This is a genomic window from Acetobacter suratthaniensis (genome assembly GCF_017377745.1).
Classification (GTDB): Bacteria; Pseudomonadota; Alphaproteobacteria; order Acetobacterales; family Acetobacteraceae; genus Acetobacter; species Acetobacter suratthaniensis.
The window spans coordinates 124,077-141,866 of sequence record NZ_JAFVMG010000008.1; the positions used below are offsets into that span (position 1 = coordinate 124,077).

Here is a 17,790-nt window from a genome sequence, read left to right on the forward strand (position 1 = left end):
GCGCACCAGAGGGTGACGCCCCCTTTAAGGCCGCGTTTTACTGATCGTCTGAAAGGCGGGGCTGCGCGTCTGATGGTACCGTAATATTCGGGCAGAGCTTTTTCTGCTCAAGATTACGCACCTCGGACAACCTTTTTTCAAGGTCTTCAAGTTTCATATCATCCCCTTCACTGACGCCACCATGCCCGGCGGGGGTCAGGGTCATGCCATTCATGATGCCAAAACCCGGAAGGGGATCAAACGTAACACTGAAAGCAGAGGCTTTTTCAGTCGCGGCTATGTCCTTATTCTGCCGTGCGCTGATAAGGTCGGTCAGGCGGACATCTTCCACCACAAGATGTCGGCAGTCCATGCTCTGGAGAGACGGCGCGGCATGGGCGGCTCCCATGCCAAGGGAACAGGACAGAAAAAACGCCCCGTACAGAAAAGATCGTTTCAAGGTCTGCACTCCGATAAAGCCGGGATAGTCGTGCGAAACCCGGCCGGGAATTGGAACAAACGGTCTCAGACCGGATCAGTACTGCAACTGCATACCCAGCAGGAACGCATTGGAGGCCCGACCGCCTGCGGGGCTGTAACGGACATAATCAAACGTAAAGCGCAGGTTATGCCCATCCATTACGTAGTTCGCACCCGCATCGAACTGTGTAGTTTTCGGATGTCCCGGCCCGTACAGATCTTTTTTGTAAATAAACTCCTGATACCGTACCAGCGGCTGCACACGCCCCCAGCCCACCCGGTAGGGAATAAGATAGGCGGTGCTGAGCAGAAAAGCCGTGCCGTTATTGATACCACCAACATTCCCGTAATCGGGGTCGCGCTGGCCATACCCCACGGCAATATCTTTCACGCCATCGGTGTAGTACTGATAATAGGCGCCCTCAAGGGTATAAACGCCGTACCGTGCGTCCTTACCAATTTTCTTTTCAAACAGGCCATCCACGTTCCAGGCCTTGTAGTCGCCTTTCTGCTGGGCTGAACCGACACCATCCACCTGATACTGCCCGGCCAGACCAATGGCCAGAATATCGGCTTTTCCGTAATAGGTGCTGGCGGTGTAATAGGCCGGAGAGGGTTCGGGATCGAGAAAATTATATTCCAGACGACCGGCAAACAGCGGGTGTTCGCCATAGTTTGAGCCACCGGGCACCCAGTTATGGCCACGGTAAATACCCGCCATATAGCGGAAACGATCCTTAAGCACCTTACCCCAGATGGTCACGCCATCATCACGGCCAGACCATGCACCGGGGTATTGCGACACCAGCGGATAAGCGTAGGTGCTGAGAAAATACGGCCCATCAAGGTTTGAACGATCACTCGGCGTCAGCATCCGGCCAAACCAGATATTGAACGCCTTCGTGGGTTCAACCTGCAAAATGCCATCCAGCACGTTCCAGTTTCCATCGCGCAGGCGTTCGAGGTTAAGCGTTGTTTTGACATAGCGGTGAAACTGCGCGCCCATGTAAACACGGAAGTCTGCGGCACTGGCGGCGTCGGAGTTGTCCTTGGTTGCGGGGTCGCGGGTCAGGTACTGGCCGCGCACACCCACACCGAGCGTAAACGACTTGTCCTTACCGAAATTAACCGTAACACCGGCCTGCGCCGGGCTGGGAAGGGACAGGCCAAGGGCCGCACAGGCGGACAATACGCCGCCACACCACATCATTTTCTTCCTGCGGCTCATAGGAAGCCGCGACACGCGCGCAATCATGAACATCTCCTTGTGGCCGCACTTACCCGCTGGCGACATGGAAATATTACGGTATGTTATCGTTCTAAAGGGATGCGCGAAATTACTTAGCGCTCCGTACAGCCCTAGATAAAGCCGGGCCGGGCGCGCAGGCGGCGCAATATTTCCTCATGGAAAAGCTGCGCCGGGGTCGAAAGCCGGGCCATATCGCCCGTAATGAGATAAACAAAATAGCTCGGCCTCAACGAACCGGGCAGCAGCGGCCAGAGCCGGTCTCCCAGAGGTTCGGCCACAATGCTTGGCAAAAATCCTATACCCATACCCAAACGGATCAAACGCATGGCCTCGCTTAGATCATCCGCCTGCGCTACCGTGTTTTTGCCCAGATCATAATGCAGCCGAAAACGCCCTACATCCGCTGGCTCATCCGCTGCGGCCAGAATGAACCGCTCTCCGGCCAGCGTTGCGGGGTTTCTGATCGAATGCCCGAACAACGGGTGCGAACGCCCGCAATAAAGCTGCTGGCTTTCACGCAGCATGGGTTCGTACCGCACAGTCGGCACGGACTCGCTTTCATACGTGATCCCCACATCCGCCTCGCCCGATTGCACGGCATCCAGCACGCTGCGCCATGTGCGGATTTCGACCCTGAGCGTGACATCAGGATGACGCGCGGCAAATGAGGTCAGCGCATCATCAAGATCCTGACACAGAATATCAGAAATCATGCTCAGCCGTAGGGTGCCTTCGATACGCCGCGCGGCTTCGCGCGCCACATGCGGCACCATCCGCACTGCCTCCGCTGCCTCGGTAATCTGCTCGAACACCGCCTTGCCTGCCGGTGTCAGGGCAATGCCCTGTGGGGTACGGCGACAAAGCTGCACCCCTACCTGTTCCTCCAGCCGCTTGAGCGACAGGCTCAGCCCCGGCTGGTGCATGCCCAGCGAGCGCGCAGCCGCACTGATACTGCCGCAACGGGCAATCTCGTAAAACTGGCGGAACAGGTTCCAGTCAGCCCGCGTGATGAAGCGCCTTTCATCGGGCGACAAAGGCTGGTTCGTGCGCGCTGTCATGTGGCCCCCGTTAATCTGACCCGCTTTGGCTATACTACAGACTTATGCCCCTTATCATTTTTTTCGGCGTTCCGTGTATGGCGGCACCTGCCCTACCCTGAGGCCACGGCGCACAACCGCCCCCAGAACCAACACGGCATATTTTTTCAAGGTTACACGGCATGTCTCTTCAGGTTCCCGCCACTGGGTATGATTTTCCCTTCACCGGCGACTTTCGCCCCTCCGAAACCGCTCTGGTCATTATCGACATGCAGGTGGATTTCTGTGCGCCGGGCGGGTGGGTTGCCAGCCTGACGCCCGCACTCGACCTCATGCGCGCACCCATAGAACCAATCAAACGTGTGCTGAGCGCTGTCCGGGCCGCAGGCATGAAAGTAATCTACACCCGCGAAGGCCACCGGCCTGATGGCTCCGACCTGACAGCCGTCAAACGCTTCCGCACCCGCCTTGCCTATGACGGCGCGGGGGTTGGAGAATACACAGCCCTTGGCCGGGTGCTGACACGCGGCGAGCCGGGGCATGAAATCATTCCCGAACTTGCCCCCGAGCCGGGCGACATCATGATCGACAAAGTAGGCAGTGGCTGTTTTTACGGCACGGAAATGGAGCATATCCTGCGCGCCAACGGCATCCGTCATCTTGTGTTTACCGGCGTTACGACAGAATGCTGCGTTCATACCTCCATGCGGGAGGCGGCAGATCGCGGGTTTGACAACCTGCTGCTGGAAGACGCAACCGCCGCCGTAACACTGGCGCTGAAAGAGGCTGCGGTCAGCATTATCCGTGACCCTTCAACCCTGTTTGGCACGGTCGGCACATCGGACGACCTGATAGCCGTGCTGCATACCCTCGCCCAAAAGCCGACCCCCGGCCACAACCCGGCCTGAGCGGCAAACCAAGCGGAGACCCCTGCCATGACAACGCGTTTTTCGTGGAAAACAATTCTGGCCGCCTGCACCTTCGGTCTGGCATGCCTTGCGGGCAGTGCGCAGGCCGAGCCTCTGCGCATCGGCTACAGCGACTGGCCGGGCAGTGTTGCGTGGCAGATCGCCATCGACAAGCACTGGTTCGCGGAAAAACACCTTGATGTCGTGTTTGACTGGTTTGACTACGGCGCCATGCTGGACGCCTACACAACCGGCAAGCTGGACGCCATCAGCGCCACTAATGGGGATGTGCTGAGCACAGGGGCCAACGGCCATAAAAGCATTACCATCATGCTGAACGATTATTCGGACGGTAATGATATGATTGTCGCTACGCAGGACATCAAAACCGTGGCCGACCTGAAAGGCCACAAGGTTGCGGTGGAAACCGGGCTGGTTGACCACCTGTTGCTGCTGACAGCCCTGCAACGCAGTGGCCTGTCGGAAAACGACATCACGATCGTTCACACACCCACCAATGAAACCCCGCAGGTTCTGGCCTCGGGCAGCGTATCGGCCATCGGGGTATGGCAGCCCAATGCGGGGCAGGCCCTGCATGAGGTTTCAGGCTCGCACCCGCTCTTTACCTCGCATGATGCGCCGGGGCTGATTTACGATACGCTCTCGGTCGATCCGCTCAGCCTGAAAAACCACGAAAAGGAATGGCGCGAGGTCGTACAGATCTGGGATCGGGTTGTGGCCTATATTAAAGACCCCGCCACACAGGCTGACGCCATCGACATCATGGCCCGGCGCGTGGGCATTGCCCCCAAGACGTACAAACGCTTTCTGGATGGCACCCACCTGCTCAGCCTGTCTGACAGCCGTCCTATCTTTGAACGCGGGCCGGGGCTGGATTCCCTCTACGGTTCGGATGAAAACGCCGACCGCTTCAATGTGCGATACAATGTCTACAAACACCCCCAGAACGTGGGCAGCTACATCAAGCCGCTGTTCTGATCAGTCTTTACGCGGGTGCGCCCCAAGCACCCGCTCCCCAGCCCGGCACGGCCTGCCCACACCGCGCAACACCCCGCCCCCGAAAGGGCAGGCCACCGGCACACCCCCTGCATAAATTCCTGACAGAACGAGACCCACCTGTATGGCAGCCATTCCGCCGTACCATGGCCCGCAGGGATAAAACCGCGGGCGCAACCGGTATGGGCCGTGTCGGATTATGATAATTCAATGAATTCCCGCCACCGAGGGGGACAACATGACAGGATGGCTTTGTCCATAACGGGCCTTGCCGCTATGGTGCCGCCCAGACACCCCAGACCTGTCAGCCCTGTCCTACCCTTGAGTGCATTATCCTGGTTTTCCGTAACGCATCTTTTTTTGCTCACCCTGTGAGCCAGACACCATGACACCGCCACGCCTCCCGGCGCGGGCGTGGCCGCTGCTGCTTGCTCTGCTGACTCCCCCCCTGCTGGCGCAACTGACCAGCCCGGCCGCACAGGCCGAACAGCCTGAAACACAGGTGGAACTCGATCAGAGGCGGTTGGCCCACTCAGCCCCGGTTATTGAGCAGATCGGCCCTATTGCTGTACCCGATGCCGGGCGCATGGGCGCCAATGCCAGCACCCCAGCCCCCAGCACCCCCACCTCTACCACCCCCGATGACATGGGCGATCACTTGCTGGGGGGGCTATGGGGCGCACGCCACTGGATGGCCCGGCAGGGCATTACGCTTGATGTGCAGGAAGTGGACGAATTATGGGCCAATGTCTCGGGCGGCAGCGCCTCGGCGGCCGATGGCCGCAATGGCTCTGGCACAGGCCCGTATTATGATGGCGTAACACTGGTGACACTGGGGCTTGATCTTGAAAAGATCATCGGCCTGCCCGGTGGCCTGTTCAATATCAGCGCCATGCAGACCCACGGCCGGTCGATTTCGCAGGATCATCTGGTGCTGTTCAACCCGGCTTCGGGCTACGAGGCTGACCGCTCCACCCGCCTGTTTGAACTCTGGTACCAGCAGTCTTTTCTGGACAACACGCTGGATATCAAAATCGGGCAGCAGGATCTGGATACGGAATTCCTGATTTCCAACTACGGCGCGCTGTATCTGAACGCCAATATGGGCTGGCCGGTAGCCCCTTCCAACAATCTGTATAGTGGCGGCCCATCATGGCCACTGGCCTCGCCCGCTGTCCGCGTACGCTATCGCCCCAATGACAGCCTGAGCATTCTGGTGGCCGCAGCAGACGACAACCCCGCAGGCGTGCGCGACAATGCCTTTTTTGTCCAGCATGGCGGCAACGCGGCAGACCCGACCAGCCAGACGACTCTCGACGGCAGCGGCACGTTGTTCAACATGAATACCGGCGCACTGCTGATTGCCGAACTCCAATACGCCATCAATCCGGGGCCGGGCCGGGCCGGGCTTCCGGGCATCTACAAGCTGGGTGGCTACTACGACACGGCGGCTTTCCCGGACTACCGCTACAATACCAGCGGCGCTCCACTAGGCAGCGCACAGGACACCACGTCCTCGCCCCGCATGGTGGCAGGCAACTGGCTGGTTTATGCTATAATAGACCAGATGCTCTGGCGCCCGGCCCCGGATTCCGCACGCTCCATTGGCGCCTTTACGCGCGTGACCGGCAGCGGCCCATCCAGCACCACCCAGATCAGCTTTGCCGTAGATATGGGCATCAATTTCAACGCGCCATTCCGCTCACGCCTGAATGACACGCTGGGCCTTGGCTGGGGGCTTGGACAAACCGCCTCCGGGCTGCGGCAGTACGACCGCAACGCGCACCTGCCCGTGCAGAACACCGAAACCTATCTTGAACTGACCTATCAGGCCCAGATCCTGCCCTGGTGTACTGTCCAGCCCGATTTCCAGTACATCTTCAACCCTTCCGGCGGGGTTCTGGACTGGTCGCGCCAGCACACGGTACAAAACGAGGCCATTTTTGGCCTGCGCACGTCCGTCACGTTCTGATAGCACCACGGCCCTCCGCGGCATGCAGGATCTTTCGCCGTGCGGCCCCCTTGCCTTTTGGGGGCTTTCCCGTCCAATGGAGTGGTCTTTAGTCTATTTGCTAGCCGCCCCTCATGGATTCACGCGCGCATATTCCTCCTCTCGCGGCCCTGAACGCCTTTGTCGCTTTCGCCCGCACCGGAGGGATCAGGCGGGCGGCGGCCGCCCTGCGCATGGACCATGCCGCCATCAGCCGCCATATCCGCGATCTTGAACAACGGCTGGGCACCCCCCTGCGCGACCGCGAAACCGGCGTGCTGACACAGGCCGGGCAAAGTTATCACGACCGCATAGCCCCCCTGCTGGACGAACTGGCCAACGCCACAGCGGAGCTGCGCAACCAGCCCCGCTCCCTGACCGTGACCTGCGCACACGGCTTTGCCTATCACTGGCTGCTGCCCCGGCTGGGGGCGTTCCGGCGCGCTTATCCCGGAACGGATGTGATGCTGCGCGCGGTCGATGCGAACACGACCTTTCATGTCAGCGGTGTCAGCCCGCACAGCCATGCCCAGATTGGCTACCGGCAGGATAGTAGCCCCGGTGTGGAACCGCGTGACCTCAGGAGCGTGCTGATCGCCCGGCCTGCCGTTTTTCCCGTTATTTCTCCTGCCGGGCTGATCGCTATGGGCGGACAGCCGCACACCACCGCCGACCTGCTACACGCCCCCCTGCTGCTGGAGGAAGATGACAGCGAGTGGCGGCTCTGGTTTGCCGCCCAGAACGTGCGGCCCGGCCCCATCAATGCCGCCGGGCGGCTGTGGCAGGCCCATGTCACACTGGCTGCGGCCCGCGCGGGGGAAGGCATTGCCCTGAGCAACGCCTTCCTGCTGGGGGATGATCTGGATTCCGGGCGACTGGTGCGCGTGCAGCCCAGCCAGACCCCGCTGATCGACACCACGCTGGGCGCTTATATCCTACGCGCACCCGCTCAGGCATGGGACAAACCGGCCCTGAGCGCCTTCCGGGCCTGGCTGCTGGAAGAGGCCGCCCGGCAGGAAGGCACCACCCCGCCTGAACGGTGATGAAAAATCACCACCCAACGACAGAAAAATCTCCTCCCGGACTCCTGAAAAATTGCTTAACGAAACAAACCGAAACGAACACGCACGCCCCCCAGCGGCATGCCCCGTGTTCCGCCATTAGCCGGAGCGAATGACCATGCTGAACACCACCCCGTCTCCCACGACCAATGCCGCCCTGCTCGCGCGCCGTCAGGCGGCTGTGCCGCGTGGTGTGTCCGTGGCCACCCCGGTTTTTGCCGACAGGGCCGAAAATGCCGAACTGTGGGATGTCGAAGGCCGCCGCTATATTGATTTTGCGGGCGGTATTGCCGTGCTCAATGTCGGGCACCGTCACCCCAAGGTGGTGGACGCCGTGCAGAAGCAGCTTGAGCGCTTCACCCACACCGCCTTTCAGGTCTGTGCCTACGAGCCCTATATCGAACTGGCCGAGAAACTGAACGCCCGTGCGCCGTTCACCGGGCCTGCCAAGACAATCTTTTTCACCACCGGTGGCGAAGCCACGGAAAACGCGGTCAAGATCGCGCGCGCCGCAACGGGCCGCACGGGTGTTATCGCCTTCTGTGGTGGTTTCCACGGCCGCACGCTGCTGGCCACGGCCATGACCGGCAAGGTACAGCCCTACAAGGCACCCTTCGGCACCCTGCCCGGTGAAATCTATCATGTGCCCTTCCCCGATGGCGACATCACGGTGGAAGACAGCCTGAAGATGCTCGGCTTCCTCTTTGCCTCCGACATCGGCCCCGACAATGTGGCCGCCATCATCATCGAGCCGGTTCAGGGTGAAGGCGGTTTCCGCATTGCACCGCCTGCCCTGCTGCGCCACCTGCGCACCCTGTGCGACCAGCACGGCATCAAACTGATTGCCGATGAGGTTCAGTCCGGCTTTGCCCGTACCGGCAAGCTGTTCGGCATCGAGCATTCCGGCATTGAGCCGGATCTCGTCTGCATCGCCAAATCTCTGGCGGGCGGCATGCCGCTCTCGGGTGTGATCGGCCGTGCGGAACTGATGGACGCCGTGCCGCCCGGCGGGCTGGGCGGCACCTATGCCGGTGCGCCGCTGGCCTGTGCGGCAGCTCTGGCCGTGCTGGACGTGATTGACGAAGAAAAGCTGATCGACCGCGCCAACGCCATGGGCGAACGCCTCAAGGCCCGTATCGCGGGCTGGCACAAGCGCACCGACCTGCTGCCCGTCAGCCAGCCGCGCGGGCTGGGTGCCATGGTGGCGTTTGATGTGCTGGAACGCCATGCGGGTGAAGAGCGCCGCGCGGGCTTTGCCGCCAAGCTGTGCGCCATGGCCTGTGAAAAAGGACTGATCGTTCTGGCCTGCGGCGTGCAGGGGGCCACGGTTCGTATCCTGACACCGCTGACCGCCTCCGATGCACTGGTGGACGAAGGTCTGGACATTCTGGAGCAGGCGCTGCTCGACGCCGCCAAGGCTTGAGCCTGACAGGCTACAGCCTGTTACCAGCCTGTTCCTGACAGGCTGGCGCCCCGCCAACCGGGCATGAAAAAGCCCGCCACTCCATATCGGGGTGGCGGGCTTTTGCGTATGCGGGCCTCTCAGCCCGCGGGCATAGCCCCGGACTTATTTGTCCTTGCTGGAAAAGACGTTGCCAATATCCTTGCCAACGCTCTCCCCGGCATTACCGATTTTCTTGCCGGTCTTGTCGCCCCACTTGCCAACATCCTGTGCGGCATCGGTGGTGGCGTTTTCGGTCTTGTCCCAAGCCTTTTTGGTGCCGGACTTGGTTTTATCCCAAGCCTCCGTGCTGCCATCGCGGGTCTTGTCCCAAGCCTTTTCCGAACCGGACTTGGTCTTGTCCCATGCCTTTTCAGTGCCAGACTTGGTTTTGTCCCAGACCTTTTCCGAACCGGACTTGGTTTTATCCCATGTGTTCTCGGTGCCGGACTTGGTCTTGTCCCATGCCTTTTCAGTGCCAGACTTGGTTTTGTCCCAGACCTTTTCCGAACCGGACTTGGTTTTATCCCACGTGTTCTCGGTGCCGGACTTGGTCTTGTCCCATGCCTTTTCAGTGCCCGTTTTGGTGGACTCCCAAGCCTGATCCACCGCATTTTCGGCATGGGCAGGCGCAGGCGGCAGGCTGAGCGCAAAAACGGCAGCCCCCAGCATGGTCAGGGCAGAGGCGTTAAACATATGTCTGGACATAGGCGTGTTTTCTCCGGCTCTGTTTTTCATTGATGTGAGCATGTCGCCCATTTGTGGCAAATATGCGCCCCTTTTGCAGGCCCGTCTTTCAGGTCTGCCGCCGGGGCATGGCATCTAACGCAGCCTGAAGCGTATAGGCTGCAGCCAATCTGTCCACCATCTCTGCCCGGCGCGCACGCGACATGTCCGCCTCATTAATCAGCATGCGATTAACGGCGGCGGAGGACAGGCGCTCATCCCACAGGCAGGCGGGCAGGCCCGTCTGTTCAGAGAGTGCCAGCGTCCAGTCCCGGCTGGCCTGTGCGGCCGGGCCAAACCCGCCATCGAGCGAAAGCGGCATGCCCACCACCATGCCCCCTATGCCGTGTTCGCGCGCAAGATCACGCACAAGCGTTGCCATCTGCCCCAGCTTGCCGCGCTTGACCGTCTGGAGGGGGCTGGCCACCATGCACAGCACATCAGACAGGGCAAGCCCGACCTGACGGCTACCGGGGTCGATGCCTAACAGACGGGACTGGGGGGGCAATATCGCGGCCAGATCGGCCAGGCTGAGCAGAGTCATGGCCCCATGGTATGTTGCAGTGCGCCCGATTATGCTAGGGGTTTCGCACCATCTGTCTGAACAATGAGGGGTCCGCTTTCATGTCGCTCGACCTTGCGACCACCCGACGCATAGCCAAACTGGCCCGTATCGGCCTTGAAGACGCAGAACTTGAAGCCACAACGCTCAAGCTCAACACCATTCTAGGCTGGATCGATCAACTTGCCGAAGTGAACGTGGATGGCGTGCCCCCCATGGTCGGCACGGAAACCGAAGCCCTACGCCAGCGTGAAGATGTGGTGACCGACGGCAACTGCCGCGACGCCCTGCTGGCCTGTGCACCCGAAACGGCCGGGCCTTTTTACACCGTACCCAAGGTTGTCGAATAATGCTGACCGGACTGACCCTGACCGAAGCCCGCGCGGGCCTTGCCGCCCGCACTTTCAGCGCGCGTGAACTGGCCAAGGCGCATCTGGACGCCATCGCCCGCCTGAACCCCACGCTGAACGCCTATATTACCGTCCTGCCCGAAGAAACCGTACTGGCACAGGCCGATGCCGCCGATGCCCGCTACGCCGCAGGCACGGCGGGGCTGATGGACGGCCTGCCCATCGGCATCAAGGATCTGTTCTGCACCAAGGATGTACGCACGACTGCCGCCAGCGCTATTCTGGCCGAGTTTGTGCCGCCTTATGAAAGCACGGTCACGGCAAAGCTGCTCAAGGAAGGCGCTGTTTTCCTTGGCAAGACCAATCTTGACGAATTCGCCATGGGGTCGGCCAACACCTCATCCGCTTTCGGGGCGACCACCAGCCCGTGGCGCCGTACGGGTGAGCCTGATGTGGCCCTTGTGCCCGGCGGCTCCTCCGGTGGTTCCTCCGCTGCGGTGGCCGCCGGTCTGGCGCTGGCCGCCACCGGCACGGATACGGGTGGCTCCATCCGCCAGCCTGCGGCCTATTGCGGCATTGTCGGGCTGAAACCCACCTATGGGCGGTGCAGCCGCTGGGGCGTCATTGCCTATGCCAGCTCGCTCGATCAGGCTGGCCCCATGACCCGCAGCGTGGCCGATGCCGGGCTGATGCTTGAAGCCATGGCCGGGTTTGATGAGCGGGACAGCACATCATCCTCCCGCCCGGTACCGGCTTTTCACAAGGCCGTGGGCAAAAGTGTAAAAGGGCTGAAGGTGGGTATCCCCACCGAATACCGTGCGCCCGGCCTGCCTGAAGACGTGCTGGCCATGTGGGAACAGGGTATTGCCTGGCTGCGCGAAGCCGGGTGCGAGGTGGTGGATGTCTCCCTGCCCCATACCCGCTATGGCCTGACCAGCTATTACATTATCGCCCCGGCGGAATGCTCCTCCAACCTCGCGCGCTATGACGGCATCCGCTTTGGCAAACGGGTGGATGCCCCCTCGCTCGACGCCGTGTATGAAGCGTCGCGCGCGGCCGGTTTCGGCGCGGAAGTGCGCAGCCGTATCCTGATGGGCACTTATGTTCTGTCCGCTGGCTATTACGATGCCTATTACCTCAAAGCTCAGAAAGTTCGCACCCTGATCCGCCGGGATTTCGAGCAGGCGTTTGAAAACGTCGATGTTCTGCTGACCCCCACAGCACCCTCCGCCGCCTTTGCGCAGGGTGAAAACCAGAACGACCCCGTGCAGATGTACCTCAACGACATCTTTACCGTACCCGCGAGCCTTGCCGGTATTCCCGGCCTGTCCGTGCCGGTGGGGCTGAACAATGCGGGCCTGCCGCTTGGGCTACAGGTGCTGGGCCGCCATTTTGATGAAGAAACCGTGCTGTCGGTTGGCGGCGCGCTGGAAGCAGCGGCGGGTTTTGCACACCGGCCCACCCTGCACGCGGGAGCAGGCGCATGAGCTACGTGATCGAAGGCCAGACCGGCCTGTGGGAAATTGTGGTGGGGCTTGAGGTTCATGCTCAGGTTATCAGCCATTCCAAGCTGTTTTCGGGGGCTTCCACCACCTTTGGTGGCGACCCGAACACGCAGGTCAGTCTGGTGGATGCCGCCTTCCCCGGTATGCTGCCAGTCATCAACCACACCTGCGTGGCACAGGCCATCCGCACAGGTCTGGGGCTGAACGCACAGATCAACCTGACAAGCCGCTTCGACCGTAAAAACTATTTTTACGCCGATCTGCCGCAGGGTTACCAGATCAGCCAGTTCGAACACCCGATTGTGGGTACAGGCACCATCTCCATTGAACTGGCCAATGGTGAAACGCGCTCCATCGGCATTACGCGGCTGCATCTGGAGCAGGATGCGGGCAAGCTGCTGCATGATCAGGACCCGACAAAATCCTTCGTGGACCTGAACCGTGCCGGTGTCGCCCTGATGGAAATCGTCAGCGAACCCGATATCCGCGCACCGGAAGAAGCCGGTGCCTATCTGCGCAAGCTGCGCCAGATCCTGCGTTATCTGGGCACCTGCGATGGCAACATGGAGGAAGGCTCCATGCGCGCGGATGTGAACGTGTCTGTCCGCAAGGCGGGGGAGCCGTTCCGCACCCGCTGCGAGATCAAGAACGTCAACTCCATCCGCTTTGTCATGCAGGCGATTGAAGCCGAAGCCGCGCGGCAGGTTGAAATCTGGGAAAACGGCGGCACGGTGGATCAGGAAACCCGCCTGTTCGACCACACCAAGGGCGAAACCCGCACCATGCGCTCGAAAGAAGACGCGCATGACTACCGCTACTTCCCCGACCCTGACCTGCTGCCTCTGGTGCTGGAACAGGACTGGGTGGACAGCCTGCGCGCTGCCCTGCCCGAACTGCCCGATGCCAAGCGTGCCCGCTTCCAGCAGGAATACGGCATTACCTTCTATGATGCCGGGGTGCTGGTGGCCGAACAGGCCGTAGCCGATTACTACGAAACCGTGGCCCGTGGGCGCGATGGCAAGCTGGCCGTAAGCTGGGTAACGGGCGACCTGTTTGCAGCCCTCAACCGTACCTCCAACACGATTGAAACCAGCCCTGTCAGCGCTGCCAGCCTTGGCAAAATGCTGGACCTGATCGCTGATGGCACCATCAACGGTAAAATCGCCAAGGAAGTGTTCGAAGACATGGTGGAAACGGGCGAAGCCCCAGAAGCCATCGTCGAGCGCAAGGGTCTGCGGCAGGTCACCGACACCGGGGCGATTGACGCCGCCATTACCTCGGTGCTGGACAAAAATGCTGACAAGCTGGCCGAATACCGCTCCGGCAAGGACAAGCTGTTCGGCTTCTTTGTCGGACAGGTGATGAAGGAAACCAAGGGCAAGGCCAATCCCGCCCTTGTGAACGAAGCCCTTCAGGCCCGCCTGAACGGCTAAAAACATCCCTGCGCGGGGCGGAATACCCCGCCCGCGCAGGGCTACAACCCCAGCTAACCCGCCAATATGCAAAAAATAAATGCCAACTTGCATAAGAGGGTTTGACGAATCCCGCACACACCCCTAAAAGCAGCATTGCAAACGTCGTGTATGTTGCACTCTTCGGCGGAGGGGTGGCCGAGTGGCTGAAGGCGGCGGTTTGCTAAACCGTTGTACGGTGTCAAGCCGTACCGTGGGTTCGAATCCCATCCCCTCCGCCAATTTTTAAATATTCCCACTCAAGAGCCGTAAACCAGCCTCGCATTTTTGCTTCGTAGGCATGGGGCATTGTCCATATAATGAAGCGGATCATAAGCAGGCTTCTGCACTCCCACTCATTCAATCGGCCCAGATGCCGGAACAGCGGTTAGGCGCCCCCAACCAATGGATAGAGCAATAAACACGCCTGTAGCCCCTCATATAGACAGGGGAGCTTTTTTAAGGGCAGACTCTATCGCTTATTATTATTCAATAAAAAATGCTGCCTGTTACCGACCAAATGAAACTGAACTCTGAGGTTTATCCGGGATTGTGTGGGCTGGGGTGGGATATAGGGGGATTGGTCTAGGGAAACCGCCGATAAATTGGGTGCCGTCCCGCATTGATCTGAAAATGGCCTCAGCCAAATGAAATTGGACTCTGAGGTGCGGTAGGGCTCATTCAGCCATATGAAATGGAACTTGTGGCGGTTGGCCAGATAGACCTTCAGAGCCCTTTTAAAGCCTTTTTAAAGGGCAGCAGTCATTAACAAGGCCACTCGCCCAACGATACACATGCTATCAGCGCCGTCTGGCTGACCCCAGCGCACGGAAGCCATTGGCACCTCCTCTGGCGGGTAGTTTTTGTTGTCGCTAGATACCAGAATTGCACCATCGGTCCTCACGGATAGACGTTTAACAAATACCGCACCGTGCATTACGAAAACATAGACACCGAACAACTGGTCTGTTCTCCTAGTGTCAATTACCATAGCATCTCCACTATTGATTGTGGGTGCCATGCTGTCTCCAACGGCGTGCATAACTATAGTATCGTTTGCAATGCATTTAGCCATCTCCAAAACGGCCTTAAATATTGGCATATAAATAGGTTTTTCTTGTTCGTAATCGAGCCTACCAAAGCCAGCGGAAGCGTCTACGTCAAAATAACGGACGTTTAATGTGCTTTGATCCGGGATTATTTCGACATTTGATAACTCGGGTACGAATGTTCCTTTTTCTGGAGCGCCTTCTCCTTCAGCAAGCCATTCGACACTCACGCCGCAAGCGTTAGCCAGAGCCACCAGCGCAGTTGCCTTCATATCGCGGCCAGAGAGATAGCGACTGAGTGTGCTGAGAGGCATTTGTGCACGAATGGCGACTTTTGTATTTCCGCCAGCAGCCTGCACTGCCTGCTGAAGACGGACAGTACGTTCTGCAACATCGCGTCCGTTATCTCCCGTGTCGAGATTATCTGCCGGAATAATATTCGATGTGCTTGCAGGCAAAGGAATTTGGCTGTTTTCAGTCTGTTTCTCACGTCCATATGCCAACCACTCCAAGTCTACAGCGCAAGCTTCAGCAAGCGCAGTAAGCGCGCTAACCTTCATATCTCGCCCTGCGATGTAGCGATTTAAGGTGCCCAAGGGGATGCCGGACTTGGATGCAATTATAGCGTTTCCACCTGCATTTCGGACAGCTGTTCGTAGACGTTCAGCGCGATCTTTAATTTTCGCCTCTGATTTGTCGGCCCCGAAATCCAATGAGTCGCCATTCGGTATTTCGTCTATTTGATTATTTGCTGTCATATTAACGGTAAATCTCGTTTATGCGACTTTTTTGGAAAAACTTGGACCCGAAACAGCTATTCTAATTGACATACGGCAATTCATGGGTAAATCTCCGGGGTAGTAATCCGGGGGGAACCCCCGTGTTGCTGGACCAAAAAAGAGAGTCGGTGGGGCCGACTCTGTTGCGAGAGGTTGCTATTATGGCACGAAAGCCACGGAAAGTGCACGTTGAGTATCTGAAGGCGGAAATCAGGGAGAAATTTGGCCCGCTTTCTCATGTTTCCAAGGCGATGGGCATGTCTGATAATGCCGTCAGCAATATCCTTTCGTCCCCAGCTTATTCCATTCCGGGCGAACGCAAGCTTGCCAAGCTTATGGGTTGGGACGTTCGGGAAGTCTGGCCAGATCGGTATCATGACGATGGAACTCCTGTTCCTCGGGTTGCTGATCGGCAACCTACATGCGTGATCCCGGCTGATCTCCGTCAAAACGGAGTGGCAGCATGAACGTCAAGAAAATCAAGCTGGCTGACATTGATCCGCGCATTGATGGGCGCATTCGTCCGGTGGACGAAAGCCACGCTGCCATTATCGCGCAAGCGTTCGAGGAGCGCGGTCAGGAAACGGCCATTGTGGTGCGTTATGGCAGCAGCGGTGAGGATGGGCCGAAATATATTCTGGTATCCGGCGCGCACCGCCTGCGTGCTGCAGAGCTTGTGGGGTGGGATAGCATTGACGCTTCCATCACGAAGCTGAACGCGGATGAGGCTCGGCTACAGGAAATTGACGAGAACCTCATCCGCCAGGAACTGGATATCCTGTCACGCGCCCGCTGCTTATATGAGCGCAAGGAACTCTACCTTAAACTGCACCCGGAAACCAAGCATGGAGTGAACCGCTTTTCTAGAGATGCAACCGTTGCAACTCTAAAATTTGCCACTGACGCTTCCATAAAGATGGGGGTCAGTGAACGCACTGTGCATGGCTACATCGCTCTGTATAAGAATTTGCAGCCGGAGACGGTGAAAATTCTCCAGAGCACCACGCTGGCCGATGACCGTCAGGAACTGCTTTATGTCGGGTCCATACAGGAACCCGTTCTGCAGGTAGCCACTGTTAAAGAGGCAATTTTCAAGGGCAAGAAACCCTCTGAATTGCAGGAAGCCCCTATTCAGCTTTCAGGCGAGGCGCTGTGGCTTCAGGTCGGGAAGAAGGAAGCTACCCGCGTCCTGAAAATGGAAGTGCCTGCGCGTCGTGTGTTTCTTGATGAGCTTGTGAAGGCTGGGGTTATTTCCCGCGACCAGATCGTGGAGGCTGCATGACCCGCAAGGACGAACGCCAGCTTTCGCTGCTGGACTGGACGCCACCGGCGCCGGTTGCGGCCTTTGACCCCTTTCTGATCCGGGGGAACCGGGTTGAGGATCAGCTTGCACGGGCCATTGCTGTGGCACTGGAGGATTGCCGCCTGAGCAGGCCGGAAGTGGCCGAGCGCATGAGCGGCATTCTGGGGCGCCCTGTCAGCGTGAACATGCTGAACGCCTATGCCAGCGTGCAGCGGGATGGCCACCAGATCAGTGTGCCCCGGTTTGACGCCCTTGTGGGCGCAACACAGGACAGGCGGCTGGTGCAGTTTCTTGTCCAGCCACGCGGCTGGGCGGTGATTGAGCAGCGCTTCCTACCCATGATCGAACTGGCGGCAGTGCGTGAGCGCAAGCAGGAGCTTGCCCGGATGGAACATGGTCTGCGCAGGCAGATGGTGCGTGGAGGGCGCGTGTGATGTCTAAGAAAGCATTTATTTCTTCCAAAACTGATGCTGCAGGGCATGCCAACATCAGGATTGGCAATTTGGGAATAGCAGGTATCGGACGCGGTGGTGTGATGGCCGAATATCGTCCGGCCACCACAAAAGAAAAGACTGTTCAGATCGGAGTGAGCGAGTTCAGCTTTCTTTCTCGGCTAGCTTTATTGTGTCTGCGAGAGCGGTCAGAAGAATTTTCTTTAGATCAAGAACTGACGACATGGCTGGAAGGCTACTTAGCCGGAATGTCAGACGTCCAGATACCGAGTTACCAACTCCGATCTCTAGACACTCAAAATCCCCCGACACCTCAAAGCCAAGAGCAAGCTCTTTGATGGAGGCATTTGTTATGTTGATATTTGGCGTGTCGTCATCCGTGGGCACAGAAATAGAATACATAGTTTCCTCCTTGTTTGGGTTGTGCAGCCACAAGGTGGATTGGGTGGTG

At 59.0% G+C, this 17,790-nt stretch carries 18 protein-coding genes and 1 tRNA gene; 13 read left to right on the top strand and 6 right to left on the bottom strand.

The genetic code is table 11. The features are described 5' to 3' along the window. Positions 1–37 precede the first annotated feature (37 nt). The 3 genes from J2D75_RS09140 to J2D75_RS09155 all read right to left on the bottom strand — a co-directional run bounded on the left by J2D75_RS09140 (position 38) and on the right by J2D75_RS09155 (position 2,766). The gene (locus J2D75_RS09140) at positions 38–439 is read right to left on the bottom strand and encodes a hypothetical protein (RefSeq protein ID WP_207854514.1); all 402 of its coding nucleotides are present in this window, start codon (positions 437–439) and stop codon (positions 38–40) included. A gap of 75 nt (positions 440–514) precedes the next feature. Further along, positions 515–1,687: a porin gene (locus J2D75_RS09145; protein WP_408736756.1), complete on the bottom strand. Its 1,173-nt coding sequence runs from the start codon at positions 1,685–1,687 to the stop codon at positions 515–517. Positions 1,688–1,818: 131 nt separating this feature from the next. Further along, on the bottom strand, positions 1,819–2,766 hold the full coding sequence (locus J2D75_RS09155) for a LysR family transcriptional regulator (RefSeq protein WP_207854515.1): 948 nt from the start codon (positions 2,764–2,766) through the stop codon (positions 1,819–1,821). Positions 2,767–2,927: 161 nt separating this feature from the next. Between J2D75_RS09155 and J2D75_RS09160 the strand changes: the two genes are divergently transcribed. The 5 genes from J2D75_RS09160 (at position 2,928) to gabT (ending at position 9,144) form a co-directional block, all read left to right on the top strand. Continuing rightward, positions 2,928–3,653: a cysteine hydrolase family protein gene (locus J2D75_RS09160; protein ID WP_207854516.1), complete on the top strand. Its 726-nt coding sequence runs from the start codon at positions 2,928–2,930 to the stop codon at positions 3,651–3,653. A gap of 27 nt (positions 3,654–3,680) precedes the next feature. Further along, the gene (locus tag J2D75_RS09165; RefSeq protein ID WP_207854517.1) at positions 3,681–4,652 is read left to right on the top strand and encodes an ABC transporter substrate-binding protein; all 972 of its coding nucleotides are present in this window, start codon (positions 3,681–3,683) and stop codon (positions 4,650–4,652) included. A gap of 403 nt (positions 4,653–5,055) precedes the next feature. After that, positions 5,056–6,642: a carbohydrate porin gene (locus J2D75_RS09170; protein WP_207854518.1), complete on the top strand. Its 1,587-nt coding sequence runs from the start codon at positions 5,056–5,058 to the stop codon at positions 6,640–6,642. Positions 6,643–6,755: 113 nt separating this feature from the next. Beyond that, a complete protein-coding gene (locus tag J2D75_RS09175; RefSeq protein ID WP_207854519.1) occupies positions 6,756–7,703 on the top strand; it encodes a LysR substrate-binding domain-containing protein in 948 nt (315 codons plus the stop codon). Between the two features lie 136 nt (positions 7,704–7,839). Then, positions 7,840–9,144 carry a 4-aminobutyrate--2-oxoglutarate transaminase gene (gene gabT, locus J2D75_RS09180; RefSeq protein WP_207854520.1) on the top strand — a complete coding sequence of 435 codons (1,305 nt, stop codon included), beginning with the start codon at positions 7,840–7,842 and terminating at the stop codon, positions 9,142–9,144. A gap of 144 nt (positions 9,145–9,288) precedes the next feature. Here the strand turns inward: gabT and J2D75_RS09185 are convergent, their stop codons facing one another. Next, on the bottom strand, positions 9,289–9,870 hold the full coding sequence (locus J2D75_RS09185; protein ID WP_207854521.1) for an endoglucanase: 582 nt from the start codon (positions 9,868–9,870) through the stop codon (positions 9,289–9,291). Positions 9,871–9,958: 88 nt separating this feature from the next. Next, positions 9,959–10,432, bottom strand: coding sequence for a Holliday junction resolvase RuvX (gene ruvX / locus J2D75_RS09190; protein WP_207854522.1), 474 nt, complete (start codon positions 10,430–10,432; stop codon positions 9,959–9,961). An 80-nt stretch (positions 10,433–10,512) separates the two neighbouring features. On the opposite strand from ruvX, the gene gatC reads away from it, so the two are divergent. From gatC to J2D75_RS09210, 4 genes are all read left to right on the top strand, one after another. Then, positions 10,513–10,800: an Asp-tRNA(Asn)/Glu-tRNA(Gln) amidotransferase subunit GatC gene (gene gatC / locus J2D75_RS09195; RefSeq protein WP_207854523.1), complete on the top strand. Its 288-nt coding sequence runs from the start codon at positions 10,513–10,515 to the stop codon at positions 10,798–10,800. Then, on the top strand, positions 10,800–12,287 hold the full coding sequence (gatA, locus tag J2D75_RS09200) for an Asp-tRNA(Asn)/Glu-tRNA(Gln) amidotransferase subunit GatA (protein ID WP_207854524.1): 1,488 nt from the start codon (positions 10,800–10,802) through the stop codon (positions 12,285–12,287). Before gatC ends, gatA begins: the two co-directional genes overlap by 1 nt. Then, the gene (gene gatB, locus J2D75_RS09205; protein ID WP_207854525.1) at positions 12,284–13,738 is read left to right on the top strand and encodes an Asp-tRNA(Asn)/Glu-tRNA(Gln) amidotransferase subunit GatB; all 1,455 of its coding nucleotides are present in this window, start codon (positions 12,284–12,286) and stop codon (positions 13,736–13,738) included. The genes gatA and gatB overlap by 4 nt, the downstream gene beginning before the upstream one ends. A gap of 167 nt (positions 13,739–13,905) precedes the next feature. Beyond that, positions 13,906–13,998 (top strand) — tRNA-Ser (locus tag J2D75_RS09210). A 506-nt stretch (positions 13,999–14,504) separates the two neighbouring features. On the opposite strand, the gene J2D75_RS09215 is transcribed toward J2D75_RS09210, so the two are convergent. Beyond that, complete coding sequence (locus J2D75_RS09215) at positions 14,505–15,563, bottom strand: S24 family peptidase (RefSeq protein ID WP_207854526.1); 1,059 nt, start codon at positions 15,561–15,563, stop codon at positions 14,505–14,507. 122 nt (positions 15,564–15,685) lie between these two features. On the opposite strand from J2D75_RS09215, the gene J2D75_RS09220 reads away from it, so the two are divergent. Genes J2D75_RS09220 through J2D75_RS09235 form a run of 4 tightly spaced genes read left to right on the top strand, consistent with a single transcriptional unit; the run spans position 15,686 to position 17,677 of the window. Beyond that, positions 15,686–16,051, top strand: a complete 366-nt coding sequence (locus J2D75_RS09220) for a helix-turn-helix domain-containing protein (protein WP_265782982.1) — start codon at positions 15,686–15,688, stop codon at positions 16,049–16,051. Beyond that, the gene (locus J2D75_RS09225) at positions 16,048–16,866 is read left to right on the top strand and encodes a ParB N-terminal domain-containing protein (RefSeq protein WP_207854527.1); all 819 of its coding nucleotides are present in this window, start codon (positions 16,048–16,050) and stop codon (positions 16,864–16,866) included. Before J2D75_RS09220 ends, J2D75_RS09225 begins: the two co-directional genes overlap by 4 nt. Further along, positions 16,863–17,321 carry a hypothetical protein gene (locus J2D75_RS09230; RefSeq protein WP_207854528.1) on the top strand — a complete coding sequence of 153 codons (459 nt, stop codon included), beginning with the start codon at positions 16,863–16,865 and terminating at the stop codon, positions 17,319–17,321. The genes J2D75_RS09225 and J2D75_RS09230 overlap by 4 nt, the downstream gene beginning before the upstream one ends. Beyond that, positions 17,321–17,677, top strand: a complete 357-nt coding sequence (locus tag J2D75_RS09235) for a hypothetical protein (protein ID WP_207854529.1) — start codon at positions 17,321–17,323, stop codon at positions 17,675–17,677. The genes J2D75_RS09230 and J2D75_RS09235 overlap by 1 nt, the downstream gene beginning before the upstream one ends. Positions 17,678–17,790 lie beyond the last annotated feature (113 nt).